Genomic DNA, 20,204 nt, shown 5'->3' on the forward strand with positions numbered 1-20,204 from the left:
CGCGACAGACCCCCGACGGTACGAGTCGGTCGTACGCTCCCCGCCGGTGCGGGGGTCCGGCCCCCGGCGGTACCCACTGCCGGGGGGTCTTTCGCCACGTTGTACCGTCGATGCGTGTACCGCTTCCTGTTGTCCCGGCAGTGGGTGCTCGTCACCCTCCTCGCCCTCGTTCTCATCCCCACGATGATCGAGCTGGGCTTCTGGCAGCTGCACCGCCATCAGCACCGCGTCGCGCAGAACACCGTCATCGCGGACAACGTGAAGGCCAAGCCGGTCCCGGTGACCGCGCTCACCTCCCCCGGCCACACCGTCCCGCACGCCCAGTACTGGCGCCGGGTCACCGCCACCGGCACGTACGACACCGCCCACGAGGTCGTGGTGCGCCGTCGGACCGCCGCCGACGGGCGCGTCGGGTACCACGTCCTCACCCCGTTCGTCCTCGACAGCGGGCCGACCGTGCTGATCAACCGCGGCTGGGTGCCGGACAACGGCAGCCAGACCGAGTTCCCGCAGATCCCGGCCCCGCCCAAGGGCGAGGTCACGGTCACCGGGCGGCTGATGGCCGACCAGACGACCGCGGCCAGCGGCATCAAGGACGTCAAGGGCCTGCCGCCCCGCCAGGTGATGCTGATCAGCAGCGCCCAGCAGCAGAAGGCGCTCGGCCGCCCGGTCCTGGGCGGCTACATAGAGCAGACCGCGCCCGAGTCCGGCGACTCCCCCGAACTGATCCCGGCCCCGGACCACTCCTCGATCGGCCCGCACATGGCGTACGCCGTGCAGTGGTGGCTGTTCACCGCCGGGGTCCCGGTCGGCTGGGTGATCCTGGTCCGCCGCGAGAAGCGGGACCGGGCCGAGGCGACGGCGAAGGCCGGGGCGGCGGAGCCCGCACCGGCGACGGCCTGACCGGGCCGTCGCCCGGCGATCCGTACCGTCCGGTCCTATTGACGTACTGGCCTGATTGACAATTCCGCCGGGCGGGAAGACGCCTGAGCGTGACGCGACGTATCCAACGCATCGAGGACTACGCCCTCATCGGCGACCTCCAGACCGCCGCCCTCGTCGGCCGGGACGGCTCCATCGACTGGCTCTGCCTGCCCCGCTTCGACTCGGCGGCCTGTTTCGCGGCGCTGCTCGGCGACGACGACAACGGCCACTGGCGGATCGCCCCGGCGGGCGCCGGGGACTGCACGCGCCGCGCCTACCTCGACGACTCGCTCGTCCTGGAGTCCGTCTGGGAGACCCGCACCGGCACGGTCCGCGTCCTCGACTTCATGCCCCAGCGCGACACCTCCCCCGACGTCGTACGGATCGTCGAGGGCGTCAGCGGCAGGGTCGAGATGAGCTCCGTGCTGCGGCTGCGCTTCGACTACGGCCGGGTGGTGCCCTGGGTGCGCCGCGCCGACGGCCACCGGGTCATGGTCGCCGGCCCCGACTCGGTCTGGCTGCGCACCGAACCCCCCGTCAAGACCTGGGGCCAGCAGATGAGCACCCGCTCGTCGTTCACCGTGGGCCCCGGCGAGAAGGTCGCGATGGTGCTGACCTGGCACCCCTCCCACGAGCCCCGGCCGGCGATACTCGATCCTTTCGAGTCGCTGGAGCAGAGCCTGGCGGACTGGCGCGAGTGGGCGGACAAGTGCCGCTGCACCGGCCCCCACCGGGACGCCGTCGTCCGCTCCCTCATCACCCTCAAGGCCCTCACCTACGCGCCGACCGGCGGCATCGTCGCCGCCCCCACCACCTCGCTCCCCGAGGAGCTCGGGGGCGTGCGCAACTGGGACTACCGCTACTGCTGGCTGCGCGACTCGACGCTGACGCTGGGCGCGCTGATCTCGGCCGGCTACCTCGACGAGGCGGCGGCCTGGCGCGACTGGCTGCTGCGCGCGGTCGCGGGCGACCCGGCCGACCTCCAGATCATGTACGGCCTCGGCGGCGAGCGCCGGCTGCCGGAGACCGAACTGCCGTGGCTGAGCGGCCACTTGGGCTCAGCCCCGGTCCGGATCGGCAACGCCGCCGTCAGACAGCTCCAGCTCGATGTGTACGGGGAGGTCATCGACTCCCTCCATCTGGCCCGTACCGCGGGCATGGCCGCCAAGCCGCACGCCTGGAACGTCGAACTCAGCCTGCTCGGCTTCCTGGAGTCCCGCTGGCGCGAGCCGGACGAGGGCCTGTGGGAGGTGCGCGGGGAGCGCCGCCACTTCGTGCACTCCAAGGTGATGGCGTGGGTCGCCGCCGACCGCGCGGTGCAGGCCCTGGAGTCCAACCCGTCCCGGCGCGGCGACGCGGAGCGCTGGCGGCGGATGCGGGACGAGGTGCACCGGGAGGTGTGCGAGAAGGGGTTCGACGCCGAGCGGAACACCTTCACCCAGGCGTACGGGTCCCAGGAGCTGGACGCGGCGACGCTGCTCATCCCCCGGGTCGGGTTCCTGCCGGGCGACGACCCGCGGGTGATCGGGACGGTGGACGCGGTACGCGCCGAGCTGGGCCACGACGGCTTCGTGCGCCGCTACAGCACCGAGGGCACCACGGTGGACGGTCTGCCCGGCGACGAGGGCACCTTCCTGGTCTGCTCGTTCTGGCTGGCCGACGCGCTGCGGCTGACCGGCCGCGAGAAGGAGGCGCGGGAGCTGTTCGACCGGCTCCTCGCGCTCCGCAACGACGTCGGGCTGCTGGCCGAGGAGTACGACCCGGCGGCCGGCCGGCAACTGGGCAACTTCCCGCAGGCCTTCAGCCACATCGGACTGGTGGCGACCGCGATGGGACTGGAGGCAGGATAGGCGCATGGATCTTGGACTGAAGGACCGCGTCTACGTCGTCACCGGTGCCTCCCGGGGCCTCGGCCTCGCCTCGGCGCGGGCGCTCACGGCCGACGGCGCGAAGGCGGTGCTCAGCGGCCGCGACGAGAAGGCGGTGGCGAAGGCCGCCGAGGAGCTGGGCCCGAACGCGCTGGGCGTGGCCGTCGACAACGCGGACACCGGCGCGGCCGCCCGTCTGATCGCCACCGCCCGCGAGCGGTTCGGCCGCTTCGACGGCGTGCTGATCAGCGTGGGCGGCCCGCCGCCCGGCTTCGTCGCCGACAACACGGACGAGCAGTGGCGCTCGGCCTTCGAGTCGGTGTTCCTGGGTGCGGTACGGATGGCGCGCACGGCGGCGGAGGAGCTGGACGAGGGCGGCGTGATCGGCTTCGTCCTGTCGGGTTCGGTCCACGAACCGATCCCCGGCCTGACCGTCTCCAACGGCCTGCGCCCCGGCCTCGCGGGCTTCGCCAAGTCCCTGGCGGACGAGCTGGGCCCGCGCGGCATCCGGGTGGTCGGTCTGCTCCCGGCCCGCATCGACACCGACCGCGTCCGCCACCTGGACGCCCTCTCCGGCGACGCCGAAGCCGCCCGTACGGCCAACGAGGCCCAGATCCCGCTGCGCCGCTACGGCACCCCGGACGAGTTCGGCCGCACGGCCGCGTTCCTGCTCTCGCCCGCCGCGTCGTATCTGACGGGCCTGATGCTGCCGGTGGACGGCGGGTCACGGCACGGCTTCTGAGGCGACACCGAGGCGGGGGTGGCGCTCCACTCCCGCCGGCGGTACGAACACCCCATGAAGGAACCGGAGTTCACGGCGGGGAGTCGCCACTACGACGAGGCGCTGGCCGCTTCGGCCGACATCCTCGCCATGGCCGAGGAGCTGGCCGCCGCGCAGCCGGACACCTACCGGCCGGACCTGGCCGCGGCGCTGGGAAGTCACGGCGCTCTGCCGGCCCGGGCCGGGCGGCGCGAGGAGGCGCTTGCGCCCATCGAGCGGTCGGTGGCCGTCCACCGGGAGCCGGCGGCCCCGCACCCCGACGCCCACCGCGAGCCGCCGGCGGCCTCGCTCGGCGCCCTGGCCGGGCTGCTGGCCGCGCTGGAGCGGTACGCGCCCGCCCGGGAAGCCGCCGAGGAGAGCGTCGAGCCACGCACGGCTGGCCCGGGAGGACCCCGCCGTCCATCTCCCGGCGCTGGCGGCCGGGTTGAGCGGGCTCGCCGCGCTCCTCGACGCCCTCGGCGAGCCGCGTGCCGCGCGCAGGGCGTCGAGGCGGGCCGCACGGATCCGCCTGCGGCTGGCACGGGACATCGGCGGGCCACTGTGGCCCGGGGTCAACTCACCCGCTGCGCCCGGTGCTTGACCCCGCGCAGCCGCACCTCGGCCGGGAGCGCGGCGAGGCCCGCCGAGTCGCGGGCGTGGGCGAGGGCCTCCGAGGTGAGTCGGGAGAGGGCTTCGACGGGGGCCGCGTGGGGCTCCAGGAGGAGGGCGACGCGAGCCGTCGGTGTGGTGCGGCGGCCGTGCAGGGTCACCTGGGCGCGGGCCACACCGGGCAGCGACTCCGCCTCGCCCGCCAGGACCGTCTCCATGGCGCGGCCGCGCAGCAGCGCGCCCTCGCCGTCGCCCGAGTCCACCAGGACCTCGGCCAGCCGCGCCCGGCGCAGCTGGGCGAAGAGCCACCACAGGGCGAGCAGGACGAGTACGGCCAGCGCCGCGATGACCGTCGGCCACCACCAGCCGTGGTGGTGCCAGCGCTCCCGGCGGGCCCGGTCGAGCAGTACATCGTCGGTGCCCTGCCAGGGCCACCACGACGGGACCGAGAGACCGGCCCCGGCCGCGAGGACCGCACCGCCCGCCGCCACCAGGATCAGCCCGACGAGGCCGATCAGCACCCGGTTCACCGTCCTGAGCATGGGTCACCTCTTCCTGGCGGCACGGCCCACGTGCACGGAGAGCCCGGGCTGTCCGGCGAGCCCGAGCTCCTTGATGCCCGCGCCCAGCGCGGCGTCCAGATCGGCCCGTACGTCGTCGAGCTCGCGGAAGTGCGAGACGGCCCGTACGGCGACCTTTGCGCGGCCCATCCTGACCCGCACCGACTGCACACCCGGGACCTCCATCGCCCGGTCCCGCAGCACCAGCGCGGCGGCGGAGCGGTCGAGCCCGGCGCGGACCTCGGCCGAGGCGCGCCGCATCGGCAGCACGTCGCGCAGCCCCGGCGTCACCGCGAGCACGATCAGCCAGATCCCGACGGCCACCACGACGCCCGCACCGGTGAGCACCACCGTGTCGTCCACGGCGTGCCGGGCCGGCCAGTCGGCGAGCCGACGGCGCCAGTGCATCGCGGGGCGGTCCGCGCGTACGGCCGCGATGTCGTACAACAGGGGGCCGGACACGGCCAGTACGGCCAGGGCGACCAGTATGGCGGGCACCCGCCGCACCGACCAGAAGCGCCCGGCCCGCCCACCCTCGTCCTCGGCGAGGACCGGCACGGGGTCATAGGCGGCGGACGACTGCGACTGGTCGAGCCCGCCGTCGGGGTCCTTGCCGGAGCCCTCGGCAGGGTCCTTCTCCATGACGACGGGGAGGCGCCGGGTACCGCTCGCGCCACTCGTTCCACTGGACGGGTCGTGCCCGCCCGGCTCGCTGGGCTCGCTCATGTGATCCTCCCCCGGTCCGCCGTACCGGTGTGCGCCGAGTGCAGACGCTCGATCTGCACCGCCACCTCGGGCACCTCCATGCCCGCCAACGCCCTTACCCGCTCGGCCACTTGCCGACGCACGGCACCGCACTGGGCGCCGAGATCGGAGGGGTAGCCGAGCTCCAGGCTGACCCGCACCCGGGCCACGTCCTGGTGCACCGTGACCGCCGCGTGGGGCACGGTCCCGCCCTCGGGGAGCGCGCCCAGCATCTCGCGCGCCGCCTGTGCGGCGATCTTCGCCACGACCCGGTCGGCGATACGGGTCGCTCCTCGCTCGGCGGGCGCGATACGGCGGGGTGCGCCGGCCGGCCCGGGGCCGAGGGGGTCCTGCGTGATGGCGGGGCCGTCCTTGCCCCGGGCGCCGGTTCTCCCCCGGCCGGGCCGCGCCTCACCGGACCCGGACGCCGCCGTCGACGACACCGTCATGAGTCCGCGTCACCGCCGCCGGTCGCCGCGGTCGCGGTCCCGGGGGCGGAAGAAGTCGCCGGGTTCGAGATCGCCGTCCATGAACCTGCCCACCACGAATCCGATCGCGCCGAGCGCCGCGACCAGCAGGAACGCCCCGAAACCACCGAAGTATCCGGCGAAGCCGAGCGCCATGCCGGCCACCATGCCGATCACCGCCATGCTCATTCTGAGCTCCTCAGTCGCTTTTCAGTCGGGGGCCGGGGCCTCACCGGGGCCTCACTGGAGCCGGGACTCCGGCTCGTCCTCTTCCTCATCCGGAAGTTTCACGTCGCTCACCGCGATGTTGACCTCGACGACCTCCAGCCCCGTCATCCGCTCCACGGCCGCGATCACGTTCTCCCGTACGACACGGGCCACCTCCGAGATCGACACGCCGTATTCGACGACGATCTCCAGGTCGAGAGCCGTCTGGACCTCGCCGACCTCGGCCTTCACCCCGCGCGCCACTGCCGATTTGCCGCCACCGGGCACCCGGTCGCGCACCGCGCCGAAGGTACGGGACAGACCGCTGCCCATCGCATGGACGCCGACGACCTCGCGGGCCGCGAGCCCCGCGATCTTCTCCACCACGCCGTCGGCGATGGTGGTACGGCCGCGTGTGCCGGGGTCGCCACCGCCGCGCTTCGCGGTGGAGCTCTTTCTGGTACCGCCCTCGGCGGTGTCCCTGCCGCCCGGGCCGGACGGTCCGGGGCTGCTGCGTTCCACGGTGTCACTCATGGCGTTCATCCCTTTCGGCTTCCCCCTTCCCCCCCGCTGCCCACACTAAGTGCGGTTGCCCCGTCTCGCGCCAGGGATGCGGCAGGCTGGAGCAATGACGCCAGACGTATGGAGCACGGAGGTACGGCGCCGGCTGGCCCTGGGCAGGCTGCTGCCTCTCGGGGACGCGGCGGACGGCGCATGGGTGACGGAGCGGGCGGCGGGGGCGGTGCTGCGGGCGGCGTGCGCGTCGGTGCCGGGCCTGGCGGTCACGTCCCTGCGCCTCGCGCTCGCCGACCCGGCGGCGGCCGGGGTGCCCGCGGTTCCGCCACCGCCGAGCGGGCTGCCGCCGGGGGATGTGCGGGCGGTGGTGGAGGTGGCGGTGTGGGGTGACGGCCGCCCTCGGACGGAGGAGGTGCGGGAGGCGATGCTGTCGGCGTCGTCCGCGCGTCTGGGCCTGCGCCTGTCCCGGGTCGACATCCGGGTGACGTCCCTGCTGGACGCCCCCGCATCCTCGTCTCCCCCGGATCCCCCACCCGGAGTACGCCCCGGGCCCCCGCTCTCCGTCCCCGGCGTGGCGTACGTGACGTCGGAGCTGGCGGGTGCGGAGTGTCTGGAGGTGGCGGTCGCGCCGGGGTACCGGGCGGTGGAGGTGGTGCGGGAAGTTCGGGGGGTGGTGGGGGGTGGGGTGGCGGTGCTGGTGACGTGGGTGGGGTGACGTTTCCCCACCCCGCCCCTTCCCGTAAGCCCTGGGCGGGCGGCCGGGTGGTGGGCTGAGGCGGGCTGCTGGGGGCTACTGGGGGCTGCACCCCCAGGCCCCCGGTTCGCCTGCGGGCCGGTGGGGGCGGGTCGCGCAGTTCCCCGCGCCCCTGAAGGCAGAACGGGGCCCGGCCCACATTGCAGCCACTCCGGCGCTTGAGGAGAAGGGCAGGGGCCGCAGGCCCCGCCCCTCTAGGGACGCGGGGAACTGCGCGACCAGCCACAGTTGACCCGCAGACGGACGGGGCCCGGGGCGCAGCCCCGAAGGCGGGTGCGGGGGCGCAGCCCCCGGTAACCCACCGTGCCGGGGTCCGGGGCCGGAGCCCCGAGAGCGGGGTGCAGGGGGCGGAGCCCCCGCCAAAACCGGGTCCGGGGGCGCTCCCTGGGGCGCAGGCCCCGCCAAACCAGGTCCGGGGGGGCGCTCCCTGGGGTGCAGGGGCGCAGCCCCCGGTAACCCACCCACCCCCGCGCCGGGGTCCGGGGCGGAGCCCCGAAAGCAGGGTGCAGGGGCGCAGGCCCCACGAGCGGGTGCAGGGGCGCAGCCCCGCCCGGGGTCCGGGGGCGCAGCCCCCGGGAAACCACCTCAACCCCCACCCACCCCCGGAGGGTTAAGGGAACGGGCGGGGTGGGGGGAAATCAGTCCGCGAGGCCCGCCAGGGATCGCAGGCGGCGCGCCTGAGCGCCCCGCTCCGCGACCCGCTGCTCCTCGTACGACCGCCCCGACGCCCCCCGCAGCAACGCCTTCGTCTCGATCACCGCATCCCGCGGCGCAGCCAGCAGCGCCCCCGCCAAGTCACGTACGGAAGCGTCCAGCTCCGCCCCCGGCACCGCGAGGTTCGCGAGCCCGATCCGCTCGGACTCCTCCGCTCCGACAAAGCGGCCGGTCGCGCAGATCTCCAGGGCGCGGGCGTAGCCCACCAGGCTCACCAGGGGGTGGGTGCCCGTCAGGTCCGGCACCAGGCCCAGGCTGGTCTCGCGCATGGCGAACTGCACGTCGTCGGCGACGACGCGCAGGTCACAGGCGAGCGCGAGCTGGAAGCCCGCACCGATCGCGTGGCCCTGGACCGCCGCGATCGACACGATGTCGTTGCGGCGCCACCAGGTGAACGCCTCCTGGTACTCGGCGATGACCCCGTCCAGCTCCGCGTCGGAGCCGCGCGCGAGGTCGATGAAGGACGGCTCGCCGTCGAAGCCTTCGGGAGTGAAGGCCTGGCGGTCGAGCCCCGCAGAGAAGGACTTGCCCTCTCCCCGCAGCACAACGACCCGGACGGTGCCGGGCAGCTCCTGACCGGCGGCAGCCAACGCCCGCCACAGAGCGGGAGACTGGGCGTTGCGCTTGTCCGGGTTGGTCAGGGTCACCGTGGCGACTGCGTCGTCGACGGTGAGCCGGACGCCGTCCTTGTCGAGTACGGGGTCGGGCGAAGCCATGGGGCGCCTCCGGGTCGGGTGCGGTCAAATAAGTGACTGCACAGTAACTACCCGGCCGACCGTGCGGCCGACCGGGTGGCAACCCGACCCGGCGAGCCCATGGATCCGCCCGGCCCCGGTCAGGCCGAGGCGGTCTTCTTGCCGCGTGTCGCTCCGCCGCGTCCGCGCAGTACCACCCCGGACTCGCTGAGCATCCGGTGGACGAATCCGTAGGAGCGGCCGGTCTCTTCGGCCAACGCCCGGATGCTCGCACCGGAGTCGTACTTCTTCTTCAGGTCTGCCGCGAGCTTGTCGCGCGCGGCACCGGTTACCCGGCTGCCCTTCTTCAGAGTCTCGGCCACCCGTGCCTCCTCATGGGAAGTGCGCTCTGGACTTCTCATGATCACCCCTCCCGGGCTTCCTGGCCACCCATTCGGCAAGGTCCGTGCAACCGGGTTTCGGCGCAGGACGGCGCGAGACGGGGCCGGAATCACAAATTCCGCACGGCCACGGAACCGCCCCGGATTCGAGCGCGGCAAGAACGCGCTGGTCAGGGGTGTGTTCGGGGTCACACTCCGGAATCAGTCCGTCCCGTACCCACCGGATCTTGATCCCGTGCATGACACGCCGGGGTACGAGACGCACTCACTCAGATTGAGGATCACACGTAAGCCGAATGATCCATAGGGAGTGGATCAGTCGCCCCGGATCAGGCGAGGGCGACCAGATCCGCGTAGTCGGGACCCCACAGGTCCTCGACCCCGTCGGGCAGAAGAATGATGCGCTCGGGCTGCAGAGCCTCGACCGCGCCCTCGTCGTGCGTCACTAGAACGACCGCGCCCTTGTACGTACGCAGCGCGCCCAGGATCTCCTCGCGGCTTGCCGGGTCGAGGTTGTTGGTCGGCTCGTCGAGGAGCAGGACGTTGGCGGACGAGACCACCAGCGTGGCCAGGGCCAGCCGGGTCTTCTCGCCGCCGGAGAGCACGCCCGCCGGCTTGTCCACGTCGTCGCCGGAGAACAGGAACGAGCCCAGCGTCTTGCGGACCTCGACCAAGTCCAGGTCGGGTGCCGAGGAGCGCATGTTCTCCAGGACCGTGCGGTCCGGGTCGAGCGTCTCGTGCTCCTGGGCGTAGTAGCCGAGCTTGAGGCCGTGGCCCGGGGTGACCTCGCCGGTGTCCGCCTTCTCGGCCCCGGCGAGCAGCCGCAGCAGGGTCGTCTTGCCGGCGCCGTTCAGACCGAGGATGACCACCCTCGATCCCTTGTCGATGGCCAGGTCGACGTCGGTGAAGATCTCCAGGGAGCCGTACGACTTGGACAGGCCCTCCGCGGTCAGCGGGGTCTTGCCGCAGGGCGCCGGGTCCGGGAAACGCAGCTTGGCGACCTTGTCGGAGACCCGTACCGCGTCCAGGCCGGAGAGCAGCCGCTCGGCGCGCTTGGCCATGTTCTGCGCGGCCACCGTCTTGGTCGCCTTGGCGCGCATCTTGTCGGCCTGCGAGTTGAGGGCCGCGGCCTTCTTCTCGGCGTTCTGGCGCTCGCGCTTGCGGCGCTTCTCGTCGGCCTCGCGCTGCTGCTGGTAGAGCTTCCAGCCCATGTTGTAGACGTCGATCTGGGAGCGGTTGGCGTCCAGGTAGAACACCTTGTTGACGACCGTCTCGACCAGGTCCACATCGTGGGAGATCACGATGAAGCCGCCGCGGTACGTCTTGAGGTAGTCGCGCAGCCAGACGATCGAGTCGGCGTCGAGGTGGTTGGTCGGCTCGTCGAGGAGCAGGGTGTCGGCGTCCGAGAACAGGATGCGGGCGAGCTCGACACGGCGGCGCTGACCGCCGGAGAGGGTGTGCAGCGGCTGGCCGAGCACCCGGTCGGGCAGACCGAGCGCGGCCGCGATGGTGGCGGCCTCGGCCTCGGCGGCGTACCCGCCCCTGGTGAGGAACTCGGTCTCCAGGCGCTCGTACTTCTTCATCGCCTTCTCGCGCGTGGCGCCCTTGCCGTTCGCCATGCGCTCCTCGTTCTCGCGCATCTTGCGCAGCACCTCGTCGAGGCCGCGCGCGGAGAGCACGCGGTCACGCGCGAGGACGTCGAGGTCGCCGGTCCGGGGGTCCTGCGGCAGATAGCCGACCTCGCCGGAGCGGGTGATGGTGCCGCCGGCCGGGATGCCCTCGCCGGCCAGGCACTTGGTGAGGGTGGTCTTGCCGGCTCCGTTGCGGCCGACGAGACCGATGCGGTCGCCCTTGGCGACTCGGAAGGACGCGTTCTCGATGAGGATGCGGGCGCCGGCGCGCAGCTCGATGCCGGTGGCGGTGATCACGGAAATACTCCAGGGCGGTATGGACGGCGGACGGACGGGGGTCGAGGAGCGTCGACGCCGCCTAATGCACAAGGAGAATTGCCATGGGCCAATTCTAGCGGGGGTGTGCAACTGCTTTAACGTGCGGTGATCTCTTACGAGAGATGCCCCCCGGGCGCGCTGACGACCCGCGCGGGGGCGGCCCGGGCACCGGTCGGCCGCGCGGCCTCACGCGCCCCGGGCGGCGCCCACGCGCGCGGGGAACTCGTTGCCCAGCGGGGTGCGGCCGGGGGCGATGCGCCCGAGGGCGTCCACCGCCACCACCTCCTGGGTCCACACGTCCCGGTCGCGGCAGGGCTGGGCGACGAGCAGAACGCCCTCCACGCGCGCGATGCGGCCCGGGTCGAAGGCGCACTCCCGCCGGGCGGGCAGCATCCAGCGCAGATCCCCGTCGGCGGTGCGGTACGCGGCGATGCGCTCGGGGGTGACGACGGCGAGCATCCCCGCCGGAGCCAGCTGCTGGAGCACGCCCGCGGCCCGGCCGGGGCGCCCGGCGAGCCAGCCCGCGAGGCCCGGGACGGCCCGGTGCCAGCGGACCGCGTCGACCGAGAGCACACGCGCGGTGTCGGTGACCATGCCGTCGCTCCACAGCGCGAAGGCATGCCCCGGCGCCGTGCGCACCGCTAGCGGACGGCGCCCCTCGCGGCGGTACGTCCAGCTGCGCGCCCCGCTCCTCGGGTCGTACGCCTCGACGGCCGCGCCCCGCACCCGTACCGCCGGGCGGGCCGGCGCGGCGGCGGGCAGCACGGTGAGGCGGTCGCCGTAGGGGGCGGGCCGGGCGTGCTGTGCCTCGGTGACCAGGGGAAGGGCCAGTACGGCGGCGACGGCGACCAGCGCGAGACGGTTCCGGTCCATGAGGCGCCGAGCGTATCGGCCACCGTGTCAAAAAGGGCGCAACGCAATGAACTGTTTGATACTCAGGGCGACAACGGGTGACGGAGGGTGGTGAGCCCGTGCAGTTCGACGACGACGCCGATCTGGACGCGTCCGAGGTCAAGGATGTGCGGGGCAGCCGGGTCCCCGGCGGCAGGGCCACCATCGGCGGCGGCATCGTCGGACTCATCGCGCTCGTACTCGGCCTGCTGTTCGGGGTCGGCCCCGAAGAGCTGGGCCTCTCCTCCGGCGACTCCACCCCGGCGACCTCGGTGTCGGCCCAGGGGCAGGTGCGGGAGAGCTGCCGCAAGGGGCGCGACGCCAACACCAAGGAGGACTGCCGGGTCCTCGCGGTGGTCAACAGCGTGCAGGACTACTGGTCGCAGGAGTTCCCGCGCCGGGGCGGCCGCTACTCACCCGCGCAGACCGTCTTCTTCACCGGCCGGGTCCCGACCGCGTGCGGGACGGCGACCTCGACGGTCGGGCCGTTCTACTGCCCGGGCGACCGGCAGGTCTATCTGGACCTCGGGTTCTTCGACGACCTGCGGACCAAGTTCGGCTCCACCGGCGGCCCGTTCGCCCAGGCGTACGTGGTGGCGCACGAGTACGGGCACCACGTCCAGAACCTGATGGGCACCCTCGCCCGGTCGCAGAACGGACAGCAGGGCGCGAACAGCAACGCCGTGAAGGTCGAGCTCCAGGCCGACTGCTACGCCGGGGTGTGGGCGCACCACGCCACGACGACCCCGGACCCCAGGACCGGAAGGCCGCTGCTGACCCGACTGACCGACCAGGACATCAAGGACGGCCTGGACGCGGCGGCGGCCGTGGGCGACGACCGGATCCAGGCGAGGTTCCAGGGCCGGGTCACCCCGGAGTCCTGGACGCACGGCTCGGCCCAGCAGCGCCAGCAATGGTTCTCCACCGGCTTCGGCACGGGCGACATGGGCCGCTGCGACACCTTCGCGCGCTGAGCCGGCGCGCCGGCCGCACACGGCCTGGCGCTGTCCGAGGGGCGTTGTCGGTGCCGGGTGCAAGACTGAGATCCAGGTCACATCGAGGCAGGCCCACGAGTGGGACGGGAGTTCGTGATGAGTGTGTATCCGACGATTCTGTACGCGGACGCGAAGGCTGCGATCCGCCTGTTGAAGGACGCCTTCGGGTTCACGGAGACGAGTGTCTACGAGGACGCGGACGGCCTGGTGCTGCACGCCGAACTCGCCAGCGGCACCGGCATGGTGATGCTCGGCTCGAAGAGCCGGGGCGGCCTGTTCGCGGACGCCATGCGCGACGCGGGCCCGGTCGGTGTCTACGTGGTGGTGGACGACGTGGACGCGCACCACAAACGGGCGGTGGAGCACGGCGTGGAGATCCTCATGGAGCCCACCGACCAGGACTACGGCTCACGGGACTACATGGCACGCGACGCCGAGGGCAACGTATGGAGCTTCGGTACGTACGCCCCCGGCGCGGTCGGCTGACCCCCGCCAGGCCCTAGGGCCTGTCCGGCGGATCTTGTCTGGGACGCGGGGTCCTGGCACGCCCTCCCCCAAGGCCTCAAGGGCCAGGGGGGACCTGGGCCCCCAGTGGCGTTGTCGTAGGTTGCCGACTCCCCCAAGCTCTCGACTTCGTTCGAGCGGGGGGGACCCCCATCGCGTCGACGCCCTCCTCCGCCTTGCAGCATTGGGGTCTCCCCTGCTCGAACGAAGTTGAGAGCTTGGGGAAGCACCAGGACCCCGCTCACCAGGACCGGAAGGCGCAGGCACCTCGCAGGCGACCAGATCCCCCGGACAGGCCCTAGACCCCGCCGGTGTGGACCTGGAAGGCCGCGCGGCGCACGGCCTTGGCCAGGGCCGGGTCCGGATGGGCGGCGGCGAGGGCGACCAGGACCTGGACGGTACGGGGGTGGCCGACGGCCCTGACCTCGTCGAGCAGGGCGGGCACGGTGCCCTGCACGGCCGAGTCGAGGTGGCGCACCATCAGCTCGACCTCGCCGTGGTCGGCTACGGCTGCGGCGGTGTCGACCCAGAGCCAGGTGGACTCCTCGCGGGTCAGGACGGCGGTGACGTCCTCGGGGTCGCTCCCCTCGTGCTCGGCCAGCCAGAGCAGGGCGTAGGGGCGCAGGAAGATCTCGTCGGCGGCGGCGCGCACCTCGGGCTCGGCGGGGGCGCCGACGACCCGCAGCGCCTCGAAGGCGAGCCCGCGCACCAGGGCGTCCTCGCCCCGGGCCGCGTCGAGCAGCTCGGTCACCGCGCTGCCGACGGGCCGGGCGGCGAGCCAGGCGCGGTACTCGGCGCGGGCCGGGCCGGGGGTGAGCCGGGCGCAGCCGCGCAGCATGTCCCCGGCGGACTGCTCGATGTTGCCGGCCGGGCTCTGCGCGGCGACGCAGATCTGCTCCAGCTTGACCCACACCGCCCAGCTGCCGAGCGGGGTGAGGGTGGCCGAGCCCTCGCCGAGGGTGAGCGCGCCGACGGCGGCGAGCCCGGCGAGCACCCAGTCCAAGAGGAGGGAGAGGAAGGCGAGGGAGGCGGGGCGGTCCCCGCCGGTGCCGTCCGCGTCGGTGCCGTACGGGACTTCGCAGCGCTCGTCGCGCAGTTCGTCGACGCGCTGGCCGAGCAGATCGAGCAGGGCCGGTACGAGGACGGGACCGGCCGAGAGCTGGAGGAGGGAGAGCACCTGGGGAACGGCTTCGACGACCTCGGCCACGGCGGCGGGCGCGATGGCGGCCGGGGCGGGGTGGACGATCGACCAGGCGTCGAAGAGGGCGACCCAGCCGCGCAGCACCGCGGCGTCGTCGCGGTCCCAGGCGCGCAGCCGCCAGCCGGGGCGCGCGGTGCCGCCGTGCAGCTCGACGAGTCCGGCGAGCCGGGCCCGGTCCCAGCCGGCCCGTACCTGGGCGGGCGTCAGCCGCAGGGTGGCGGCGGCCAGTTCGGCGGCGGCGCCGGACAGGGTGCCCGTCGGGGCGGGGCGGGGCGCGCTGCCCCGGGCGCGCTCGGCCTCGGCCCAGCGGGCGACGCGTACGGCGTCGGCGAGGACCGCTCTGGCCTGGCGGGCCAGTTCGGCGGCGGCGGGGGTGCCCTCGGGCGGCCGGGAGCCCGCCCGGGAGCGGCGGTCGCTCACGGCCCGGCGTGCGCTGGCGAGGGGTCGGGCATCCTTCGCCTGCGGTGCGCGGACAAGCCGCAGTCTGGAGTCTCGCGGCAACTTCTCTTCAGGCTTCCGGGACGTCACGGATGCAGTCTTCCCGTTGACGGGCAGAAAGCCCAAACGGAATGGGGCATGCCCGGATCCCGCGCGGGCCGGGCGCGGCCGGGGTCCGGGGGTTGTCACGCGGGGTGGTGCGGTCCGTTGACGGGCCGAAAGCCGAAGCGGAATGGGCGTCCTGATCGCCTGGGCGGTGCCGGCGGCCCCGTGTGCCGCCTCGGGGGCTCCAGCCCCGCGCCTCACATGAGCGGGGTCAGGAAGCGCCGCAGCGCCTCCTCGTAGCGGGCGGGGTCCGCGTTCCACATCGAGGCGTGCGGGGCGTGCTGGACCGTGCGAAGGGTCACCAGATCGGGGCGGCGGGCCGCGAGTTCACGGGTGAGGTGCCAGGAGGCCAGGGTGTCGTCGGGGCCGTGGAAGACCAGCGCCGGGACGCGCAGGCCGGCCGGGTCGGCCGCCTCGCGCAGATGGTCGCCGTGCGGGCCGGTGCGGCCTTGCGCGGCCCGGACGGCGAGCGGCAGCAGCGCGCTCGGGGCGCCGTGGGCGAGGGCGAGGGCGCGCAGTGTGCCCTCCCAGTCGAGCACCGGCGAGTCGAGGACGACGCCCCGGATGTGCTCGCGCATCCCGGAGCTCGCGGCGGCGTGCAGCGCCATGGTGGCGCCGGTGGACCAGCCGTGCAGGATGACGCGCTCGGCGCCGGAGCGCACGGCGTACCGGATGGCGGCGTCGAGGTCGCGCCACTCCGAGTCGCCGAGGTGGCCGAGGCCGTCGGGGGGCCGGGGGGCGCCCTCGTCGCCCCGGTAGGCGAGGTCGAGCACCGGCAGCTTCTGGCGGTGCAGGAACCCGATGACGTTGAGCGGGTGTTCGCGGGTGGTGCCCAGGCCGTGCACGGTGATCACCCAGGTGTTCCGTACACCCTTCACCAGCCAGGCGGGCAGCACACCGAGCTCGGCGGGGATCTCCACGTCCTCGTAGTCGAGGCCGAGCGCCTCCTTCGGGGTGCCGTGGTGCAGCTGCGGGGTGAGCCGGACCCGGTCCCCCGGCTGCGGGCTGCCCCGGGTGACCCGTTCCAGTCGGCGCACCACGGTGTCCGCCGGGTGCGGCACGTCGACGACCTCGCCGACCACCGCGCGGATGCCGGGACCCTCGATCCCGTACGTCCCGGGGCGCAGCGAGGCCAGGCACCGGGTCAGGGCGATCCGCCCGGACCCGGTGGCGTGCACGGTGAGGTCGGGGTCGGTGGGCAGCGGGCGGCCTGGCGGCGCCTTGAGGGCCGCGTCGCTCGCGTACCGTCCGGCGGCCACCGCGGCCGCGCCGACGCCGATGAGTGTGGTGACGGCCGCTGCCGTCGCTGTAGCCGGGCGCACCGTTCCAGTGTCGGCAGTGCGCGGCGACACGGCCAGTGGGCGGGGGCCTACCGGGGCAAGCCCGGGCCGGGGGCGTCGTCCTGGCCGTACCCCCGGAACTGTTCGGCGGCCCGGTCGAGGTCGGCGCCGGAGAGCAGGGAGGGGGTGCGGCCGGGGACGGAGGAGGCGGCGAGCCAGAGGCGGCACATCCACTCCAGCTGGGCGGTGCGGTCGTATGCCTGGGAAAGAGTGGTTCCGTAGGTGATCGTCCCGTGGTTCTGGAGGAGACAGCCGGTGCGGCCTTCGAGGGCGCGCAGCATGTTCCGCGCCAGTTCCTCGGTCCCGTACAGCGCATAGGGCGCGACCTGGACCGGCCCACCGAGCGTGGCGGTCATGTAGTGGACCGGCGGGAGCTCGCTGACCAGCGTGGAGACGGCCGTGGCGTGCACGGCGTGGGTGTGGACGACGGCCCGGGCGTCGGTGTGCCGGTATACGGCCAGGTGCATCGGCAGCTCGCTGGTGGGCCGCAGCGTGCCGGTCACCTGGCGGCCGGTGAGGTCGACGGCGACGGTGTCGTCCGGGCCGAGGCGGTCGTAGGGGACGCCGGTGGGGGTGACCAGGACCAGGTCACCGACGCGTACGGAGACGTTGCCCGAGGTGCCCACGACCAGGCCTTCCTCGGCGGTGCGGCGTGCGGCGGCGGTCAGCTCGGCCCAGGCCGTGGCGGTCGCTCCGGAGTCCTTCGGCTCTCCCATGGGGGCGATCCTCGCAGGCTCCGCGCAGCGGGCGAGGGAGTGAGCAGAATCTCTTCAATGGGGTCTATGGCCGGTTCGCAGGGTTTGTCAGGGCCTGGTCGCACCAAAAACCGGTCAGATACACCGCGAAGCCCGACCCAGTTCACCTTCCGTTCATCCAGGTTACTTACGTTCGTCCAGCCACTGACGTCGAACGATTGACTGGGTAAATGGAACACATCACGCTGCTGCTCGCCATTGTGGTCGTGACAGCTCTAGTGTTCGATTTCACGAACGGTTTCCATGACACCGCCAACGCGATGGCCACGACCATCTCGACCGGCGCCCTGAAGCCCAAAGCAGCGGTCGCCATGTCCGCCGCGCTCAACCTGGTCGGCGCGTTCCTGTCGGTGGAGGTCGCCAAGACGATCTCCGGCGGGATCATCAACGAGAAGGGCATCAGAACAGAGGTCATCTTCGCGGCGCTCGTCGGCGCGATCCTCTGGAACCTGGTGACCTGGCTGCTCGGCCTGCCGTCCAGCTCGTCCCACGCCCTGTTCGGCGGTCTGATCGGCGCGGCCGTGATGTCGGCCGGCTGGTCCTCGGTGAACGGCTCGACCATCGTCACCAAGGTGCTGCTCCCCGCCGTCGCCGCCCCGATCGTCGCTGGCGTCGCCTCGATGCTGGCCACGCGTCTGACGTACCGGATCAACCGAAACGTCGACCCGGCTGCCGAGAAGGCCACCGCCAAGGGCTACCGGGCCGGACAGATCGCCTCCGCCGGGCTCGTCTCGCTCGCCCACGGCACCAACGACGCGCAGAAGACCATGGGCATCATCACGCTCGCCCTGGTCGCCGGCGGTGTGCTGCACCCGGGCGCCAACCCCCCGCTGTGGGTCATCGTCTCGGCCGGCATGGCCATCGCCATGGGCACCTACCTCGGCGGCTGGCGCATCATCCGCACCATGGGCAAGGGCCTGACCGAGCTGGCGCCGCCGCAGGGCTTCGCCGCCCAGTCCGGTGCCGCGACCGTCATCCTGGCCTCCTCGCACATCGGCTTCTCGCTCTCCACCACCCAGGTCTGCTCCGGCTCCGTCATGGGCGCCGGCCTCGGCCGCAAGGGCGGTGTGGTCCGCTGGTCCACCGCGACCCGCATGTTCATCGCCTGGGGCCTGACCCTGCCCGCCGCGGGTCTGGTCGGCGCCGGCGCCGAGTTCCTGACCGGCCAGGGCACCTGGGGCATCGTCCTCGTGGCGATCCTGCTGATCGCGGGTGCCGGCTTCATCTGGAAGCTGTCGCGCCGCGAGCCGGTCGACCACAACGACGTCACTGCCACCGCCACCCCGGCGGAGTCCCCGGCCGAGCCCGCCGGCGTCGTGACCACCGCGATCGCCGCCGTCACCCCGCCGCCCACCGCCGCCGCCGTGGCCGCCGATCTGACGGCCACCATCCCGGCCCCGGCCCCGGCGGCCCCCGTCGACCCGGCCCGCCCGGCCACCGTCTGACCCGGCCGCGCACCCCAAAGGAATCGTCATGCACATCGACTGGGCAGCTCTCGGCACCGTCTTCGGTGTCAGCCTCATCGTCACCGTCGGCCTGGTGGGCCTGTTCACCGTCGGGATCGTCGGCCTCAGCAAGCAGCAGTCGGCCGCGGCCGGCAAGGGCAACGTCGCCGTGGCCCGCACCACCGCCTACCTCTGCTTCGCGCTCTGCGCGGCGGCCGTCGCGTACGGCATCAGTCTGATCGTCGGCAAGTAGCCCGGCGAGCAGCGCCGCACACACCTCGAACCGCCCTCCGGCCCGGCCGGAGGGCGGTTCTCTGTGTGCCCCAACACACTCTCCCGTCGCAGGTCAGCAGCGAGTTGACGGGCGTTCCCGGGCGTGGTGGACTGCCCGAGCCATTTACGGCGGCAGAAGAGGAAGCCGGTGCGAATCCGGCGCGGTCCCGCCACTGTCATCGGGGAATCATCCCCGTGAGCCAGGAACTCTCACCGCCGGTCGACGTCGTACCAGGGCGCGGACACCCTGAGTGAGGACATACCGCCATGCGCGCCTGCCTGTTGCCGGCACCTCCCGGAAGTACCAGAGTTCTTCGCGGCGTTGCGGCGGGCTGATCCCATGCGTGCCGATCGCACTTTCGCGTACGGCGCCACCGCCGGTCTCCTCGGCGACCTCCTCCTCGGCGATCCCCGCCGCGGGCACCCGGTCGCCGCGTTCGGCCGTGCCGCGGCCGCCGTGGAGCGCACGCTGTGGCGCGACCACCGGGGCTGGGGCGCGCTGCACACCGCCGTGTGCGCCGGAGGCGCCGCGGGCGCCGCACTGCTCGCCACGCGCGCGGTACGGAAGCTTCCCACCGCGTCCGTCGCGCTGACCGCCGCCGCCACCTGGGCCGTCGTGGGCGGCACTTCGCTGGGCCGGGAGGCCCGCGCGATCGGCGAGGCACTGGAGGCCGGGGACGTCGAGGCGGCCCGCGCGCGCCTGCCGCACCTGTGCGGGCGCGACCCGCAGTCCCTGGACTCGCCCGGCATCGCGCGCGCGGTCGTCGAGTCCGTCGCCGAGAACACTTCCGACGCCGTGGTGGGCGCGCTGGTGTGGGGGGCGCTCGCGGGGGTTCCAGGCCTGGTCGCGTTCCGCGCGGTCAACACGCTGGACGCGATGGTCGGCCACCGCTCGCCGCGCCATCGGCGGTACGGGTGGGCCTCGGCGCGCCTGGACGACGTGGCGGGCTGGCCGGGCGCCCGGCTCACCGCCGCACTGGCGGTGGCCGCCGGGGGCGCGCCGCGGGGGGGCGCGCGCGGGGGGGGGGAAGGACGGAGGAAACAAACAAAAACCCAAACCAAGCCCCCCGGGAGGACGTGTTTATGGGGTGTTTGGGTGATGGTCGGGGA

Annotated in this window: 21 protein-coding genes, 1 pseudogene and 1 riboswitch; of the genes and pseudogenes, 9 read left to right on the forward strand and 13 right to left on the reverse strand. The window is 73.4% G+C overall.

From position 1 onward, the window contains the following. Positions 1-114: 114 nt before the first annotated feature. The 3 genes from ACZ499_RS36060 to ACZ499_RS36070 all read left to right on the forward strand — a co-directional run bounded on the left by ACZ499_RS36060 (position 115) and on the right by ACZ499_RS36070 (position 3,534). Positions 115-903 (forward strand): SURF1 family cytochrome oxidase biogenesis protein, encoded by a 789-nt coding sequence (locus ACZ499_RS36060; RefSeq protein ID WP_468680907.1) that lies wholly within the window; start codon positions 115-117, stop codon positions 901-903. Positions 904-992: 89 nt separating this feature from the next. Beyond that, the gene (locus ACZ499_RS36065; protein ID WP_468680909.1) at positions 993-2,774 is read left to right on the forward strand and encodes a glycoside hydrolase family 15 protein; all 1,782 of its coding nucleotides are present in this window, start codon (positions 993-995) and stop codon (positions 2,772-2,774) included. A 4-nt stretch (positions 2,775-2,778) separates the two neighbouring features. Beyond that, positions 2,779-3,534, forward strand: a complete 756-nt coding sequence (locus tag ACZ499_RS36070) for an SDR family oxidoreductase (RefSeq protein WP_468680911.1) — start codon at positions 2,779-2,781, stop codon at positions 3,532-3,534. Here ACZ499_RS36070 and ACZ499_RS36075 read toward each other — a convergent pair. The 6 genes from ACZ499_RS36075 to ACZ499_RS36100 form a co-directional block, all read right to left on the reverse strand. Then, positions 3,517-4,101, reverse strand: coding sequence for a hypothetical protein (locus tag ACZ499_RS36075; RefSeq protein WP_468680912.1), 585 nt, complete (start codon positions 4,099-4,101; stop codon positions 3,517-3,519). The genes ACZ499_RS36070 and ACZ499_RS36075 overlap by 18 nt on opposite strands. Positions 4,102-4,124: 23 nt before the next feature. Continuing rightward, positions 4,125-4,703, reverse strand: a complete 579-nt coding sequence (amaP, locus tag ACZ499_RS36080) for an alkaline shock response membrane anchor protein AmaP (protein WP_468680914.1) — start codon at positions 4,701-4,703, stop codon at positions 4,125-4,127. Positions 4,704-4,706: 3 nt separating this feature from the next. Further along, the gene (locus tag ACZ499_RS36085; protein ID WP_468680915.1) at positions 4,707-5,447 is read right to left on the reverse strand and encodes a DUF6286 domain-containing protein; all 741 of its coding nucleotides are present in this window, start codon (positions 5,445-5,447) and stop codon (positions 4,707-4,709) included. Then, complete coding sequence (locus tag ACZ499_RS36090; protein ID WP_468680937.1) at positions 5,444-5,824, reverse strand: Asp23/Gls24 family envelope stress response protein; 381 nt, start codon at positions 5,822-5,824, stop codon at positions 5,444-5,446. The genes ACZ499_RS36085 and ACZ499_RS36090 overlap by 4 nt, the downstream gene beginning before the upstream one ends. 99 nt (positions 5,825-5,923) lie before the next feature. Beyond that, complete coding sequence (locus ACZ499_RS36095) at positions 5,924-6,121, reverse strand: hypothetical protein (protein ID WP_468404957.1); 198 nt, start codon at positions 6,119-6,121, stop codon at positions 5,924-5,926. A gap of 51 nt (positions 6,122-6,172) precedes the next feature. Further along, positions 6,173-6,673: an Asp23/Gls24 family envelope stress response protein gene (locus ACZ499_RS36100; RefSeq protein ID WP_468680917.1), complete on the reverse strand. Its 501-nt coding sequence runs from the start codon at positions 6,671-6,673 to the stop codon at positions 6,173-6,175. 94 nt (positions 6,674-6,767) lie between these two features. Here ACZ499_RS36100 and ACZ499_RS36105 point away from each other — a divergent pair, with 94 nt between their 5' ends. Continuing rightward, positions 6,768-7,370, forward strand: coding sequence for a nucleopolyhedrovirus P10 family protein (locus ACZ499_RS36105; RefSeq protein WP_468680919.1), 603 nt, complete (start codon positions 6,768-6,770; stop codon positions 7,368-7,370). A 677-nt stretch (positions 7,371-8,047) separates the two neighbouring features. On the opposite strand, the gene ACZ499_RS36110 is transcribed toward ACZ499_RS36105, so the two are convergent. The 4 genes from ACZ499_RS36110 to ACZ499_RS36125 all read right to left on the reverse strand — a co-directional run bounded on the left by ACZ499_RS36110 (position 8,048) and on the right by ACZ499_RS36125 (position 12,020). Then, complete coding sequence (locus tag ACZ499_RS36110) at positions 8,048-8,839, reverse strand: enoyl-CoA hydratase/isomerase family protein (RefSeq protein ID WP_385540567.1); 792 nt, start codon at positions 8,837-8,839, stop codon at positions 8,048-8,050. A 119-nt stretch (positions 8,840-8,958) separates the two neighbouring features. Continuing rightward, positions 8,959-9,180 (reverse strand): helix-turn-helix domain-containing protein, encoded by a 222-nt coding sequence (locus tag ACZ499_RS36115; protein ID WP_067157635.1) that lies wholly within the window; start codon positions 9,178-9,180, stop codon positions 8,959-8,961. A gap of 347 nt (positions 9,181-9,527) precedes the next feature. Then, a complete protein-coding gene (locus tag ACZ499_RS36120; protein WP_361389500.1) occupies positions 9,528-11,126 on the reverse strand; it encodes an ABC-F family ATP-binding cassette domain-containing protein in 1,599 nt (532 codons plus the stop codon). 207 nt (positions 11,127-11,333) lie between these two features. Continuing rightward, positions 11,334-12,020 (reverse strand): hypothetical protein, encoded by a 687-nt coding sequence (locus tag ACZ499_RS36125; RefSeq protein WP_468680921.1) that lies wholly within the window; start codon positions 12,018-12,020, stop codon positions 11,334-11,336. A gap of 98 nt (positions 12,021-12,118) precedes the next feature. Here ACZ499_RS36125 and ypfJ point away from each other — a divergent pair, with 98 nt between their 5' ends. After that, a complete protein-coding gene (gene ypfJ, locus ACZ499_RS36130; protein ID WP_468680923.1) occupies positions 12,119-13,012 on the forward strand; it encodes a KPN_02809 family neutral zinc metallopeptidase in 894 nt (297 codons plus the stop codon). A 117-nt stretch (positions 13,013-13,129) separates the two neighbouring features. Next, positions 13,130-13,519 (forward strand): VOC family protein, encoded by a 390-nt coding sequence (locus ACZ499_RS36135; RefSeq protein ID WP_468680925.1) that lies wholly within the window; start codon positions 13,130-13,132, stop codon positions 13,517-13,519. A 316-nt stretch (positions 13,520-13,835) separates the two neighbouring features. Here ACZ499_RS36135 and ACZ499_RS36140 read toward each other — a convergent pair whose 3' ends face one another. From ACZ499_RS36140 to ACZ499_RS36150, 3 genes are all read right to left on the reverse strand, one after another. Further along, positions 13,836-15,158 (reverse strand): hypothetical protein, encoded by a 1,323-nt coding sequence (locus ACZ499_RS36140; protein ID WP_468680927.1) that lies wholly within the window; start codon positions 15,156-15,158, stop codon positions 13,836-13,838. Positions 15,159-15,478: 320 nt separating this feature from the next. Then, complete coding sequence (locus ACZ499_RS36145; protein WP_468680929.1) at positions 15,479-16,603, reverse strand: alpha/beta hydrolase; 1,125 nt, start codon at positions 16,601-16,603, stop codon at positions 15,479-15,481. 47 nt (positions 16,604-16,650) lie between these two features. Then, positions 16,651-17,337: a class II aldolase/adducin family protein gene (locus ACZ499_RS36150; protein ID WP_468680931.1), complete on the reverse strand. Its 687-nt coding sequence runs from the start codon at positions 17,335-17,337 to the stop codon at positions 16,651-16,653. Between the two features lie 209 nt (positions 17,338-17,546). On the opposite strand from ACZ499_RS36150, the gene ACZ499_RS36155 reads away from it, so the two are divergent. From ACZ499_RS36155 to ACZ499_RS36165, 3 genes and pseudogenes are all read left to right on the forward strand, one after another. Further along, the gene (locus ACZ499_RS36155) at positions 17,547-18,821 is read left to right on the forward strand and encodes an inorganic phosphate transporter (RefSeq protein ID WP_468680933.1); all 1,275 of its coding nucleotides are present in this window, start codon (positions 17,547-17,549) and stop codon (positions 18,819-18,821) included. Between the two features lie 28 nt (positions 18,822-18,849). Next, positions 18,850-19,074 carry a hypothetical protein gene (locus ACZ499_RS36160; protein WP_385540583.1) on the forward strand — a complete coding sequence of 75 codons (225 nt, stop codon included), beginning with the start codon at positions 18,850-18,852 and terminating at the stop codon, positions 19,072-19,074. Between the two features lie 109 nt (positions 19,075-19,183). Next, positions 19,184-19,324, forward strand: a riboswitch (cobalamin riboswitch). A 110-nt stretch (positions 19,325-19,434) separates the two neighbouring features. Further along, positions 19,435-20,204: pseudogene (locus tag ACZ499_RS36165) on the forward strand (cobalamin biosynthesis protein); the annotation flags it as partial.

This window comes from Streptomyces sp. NPDC031265 (genome assembly GCF_055570295.1).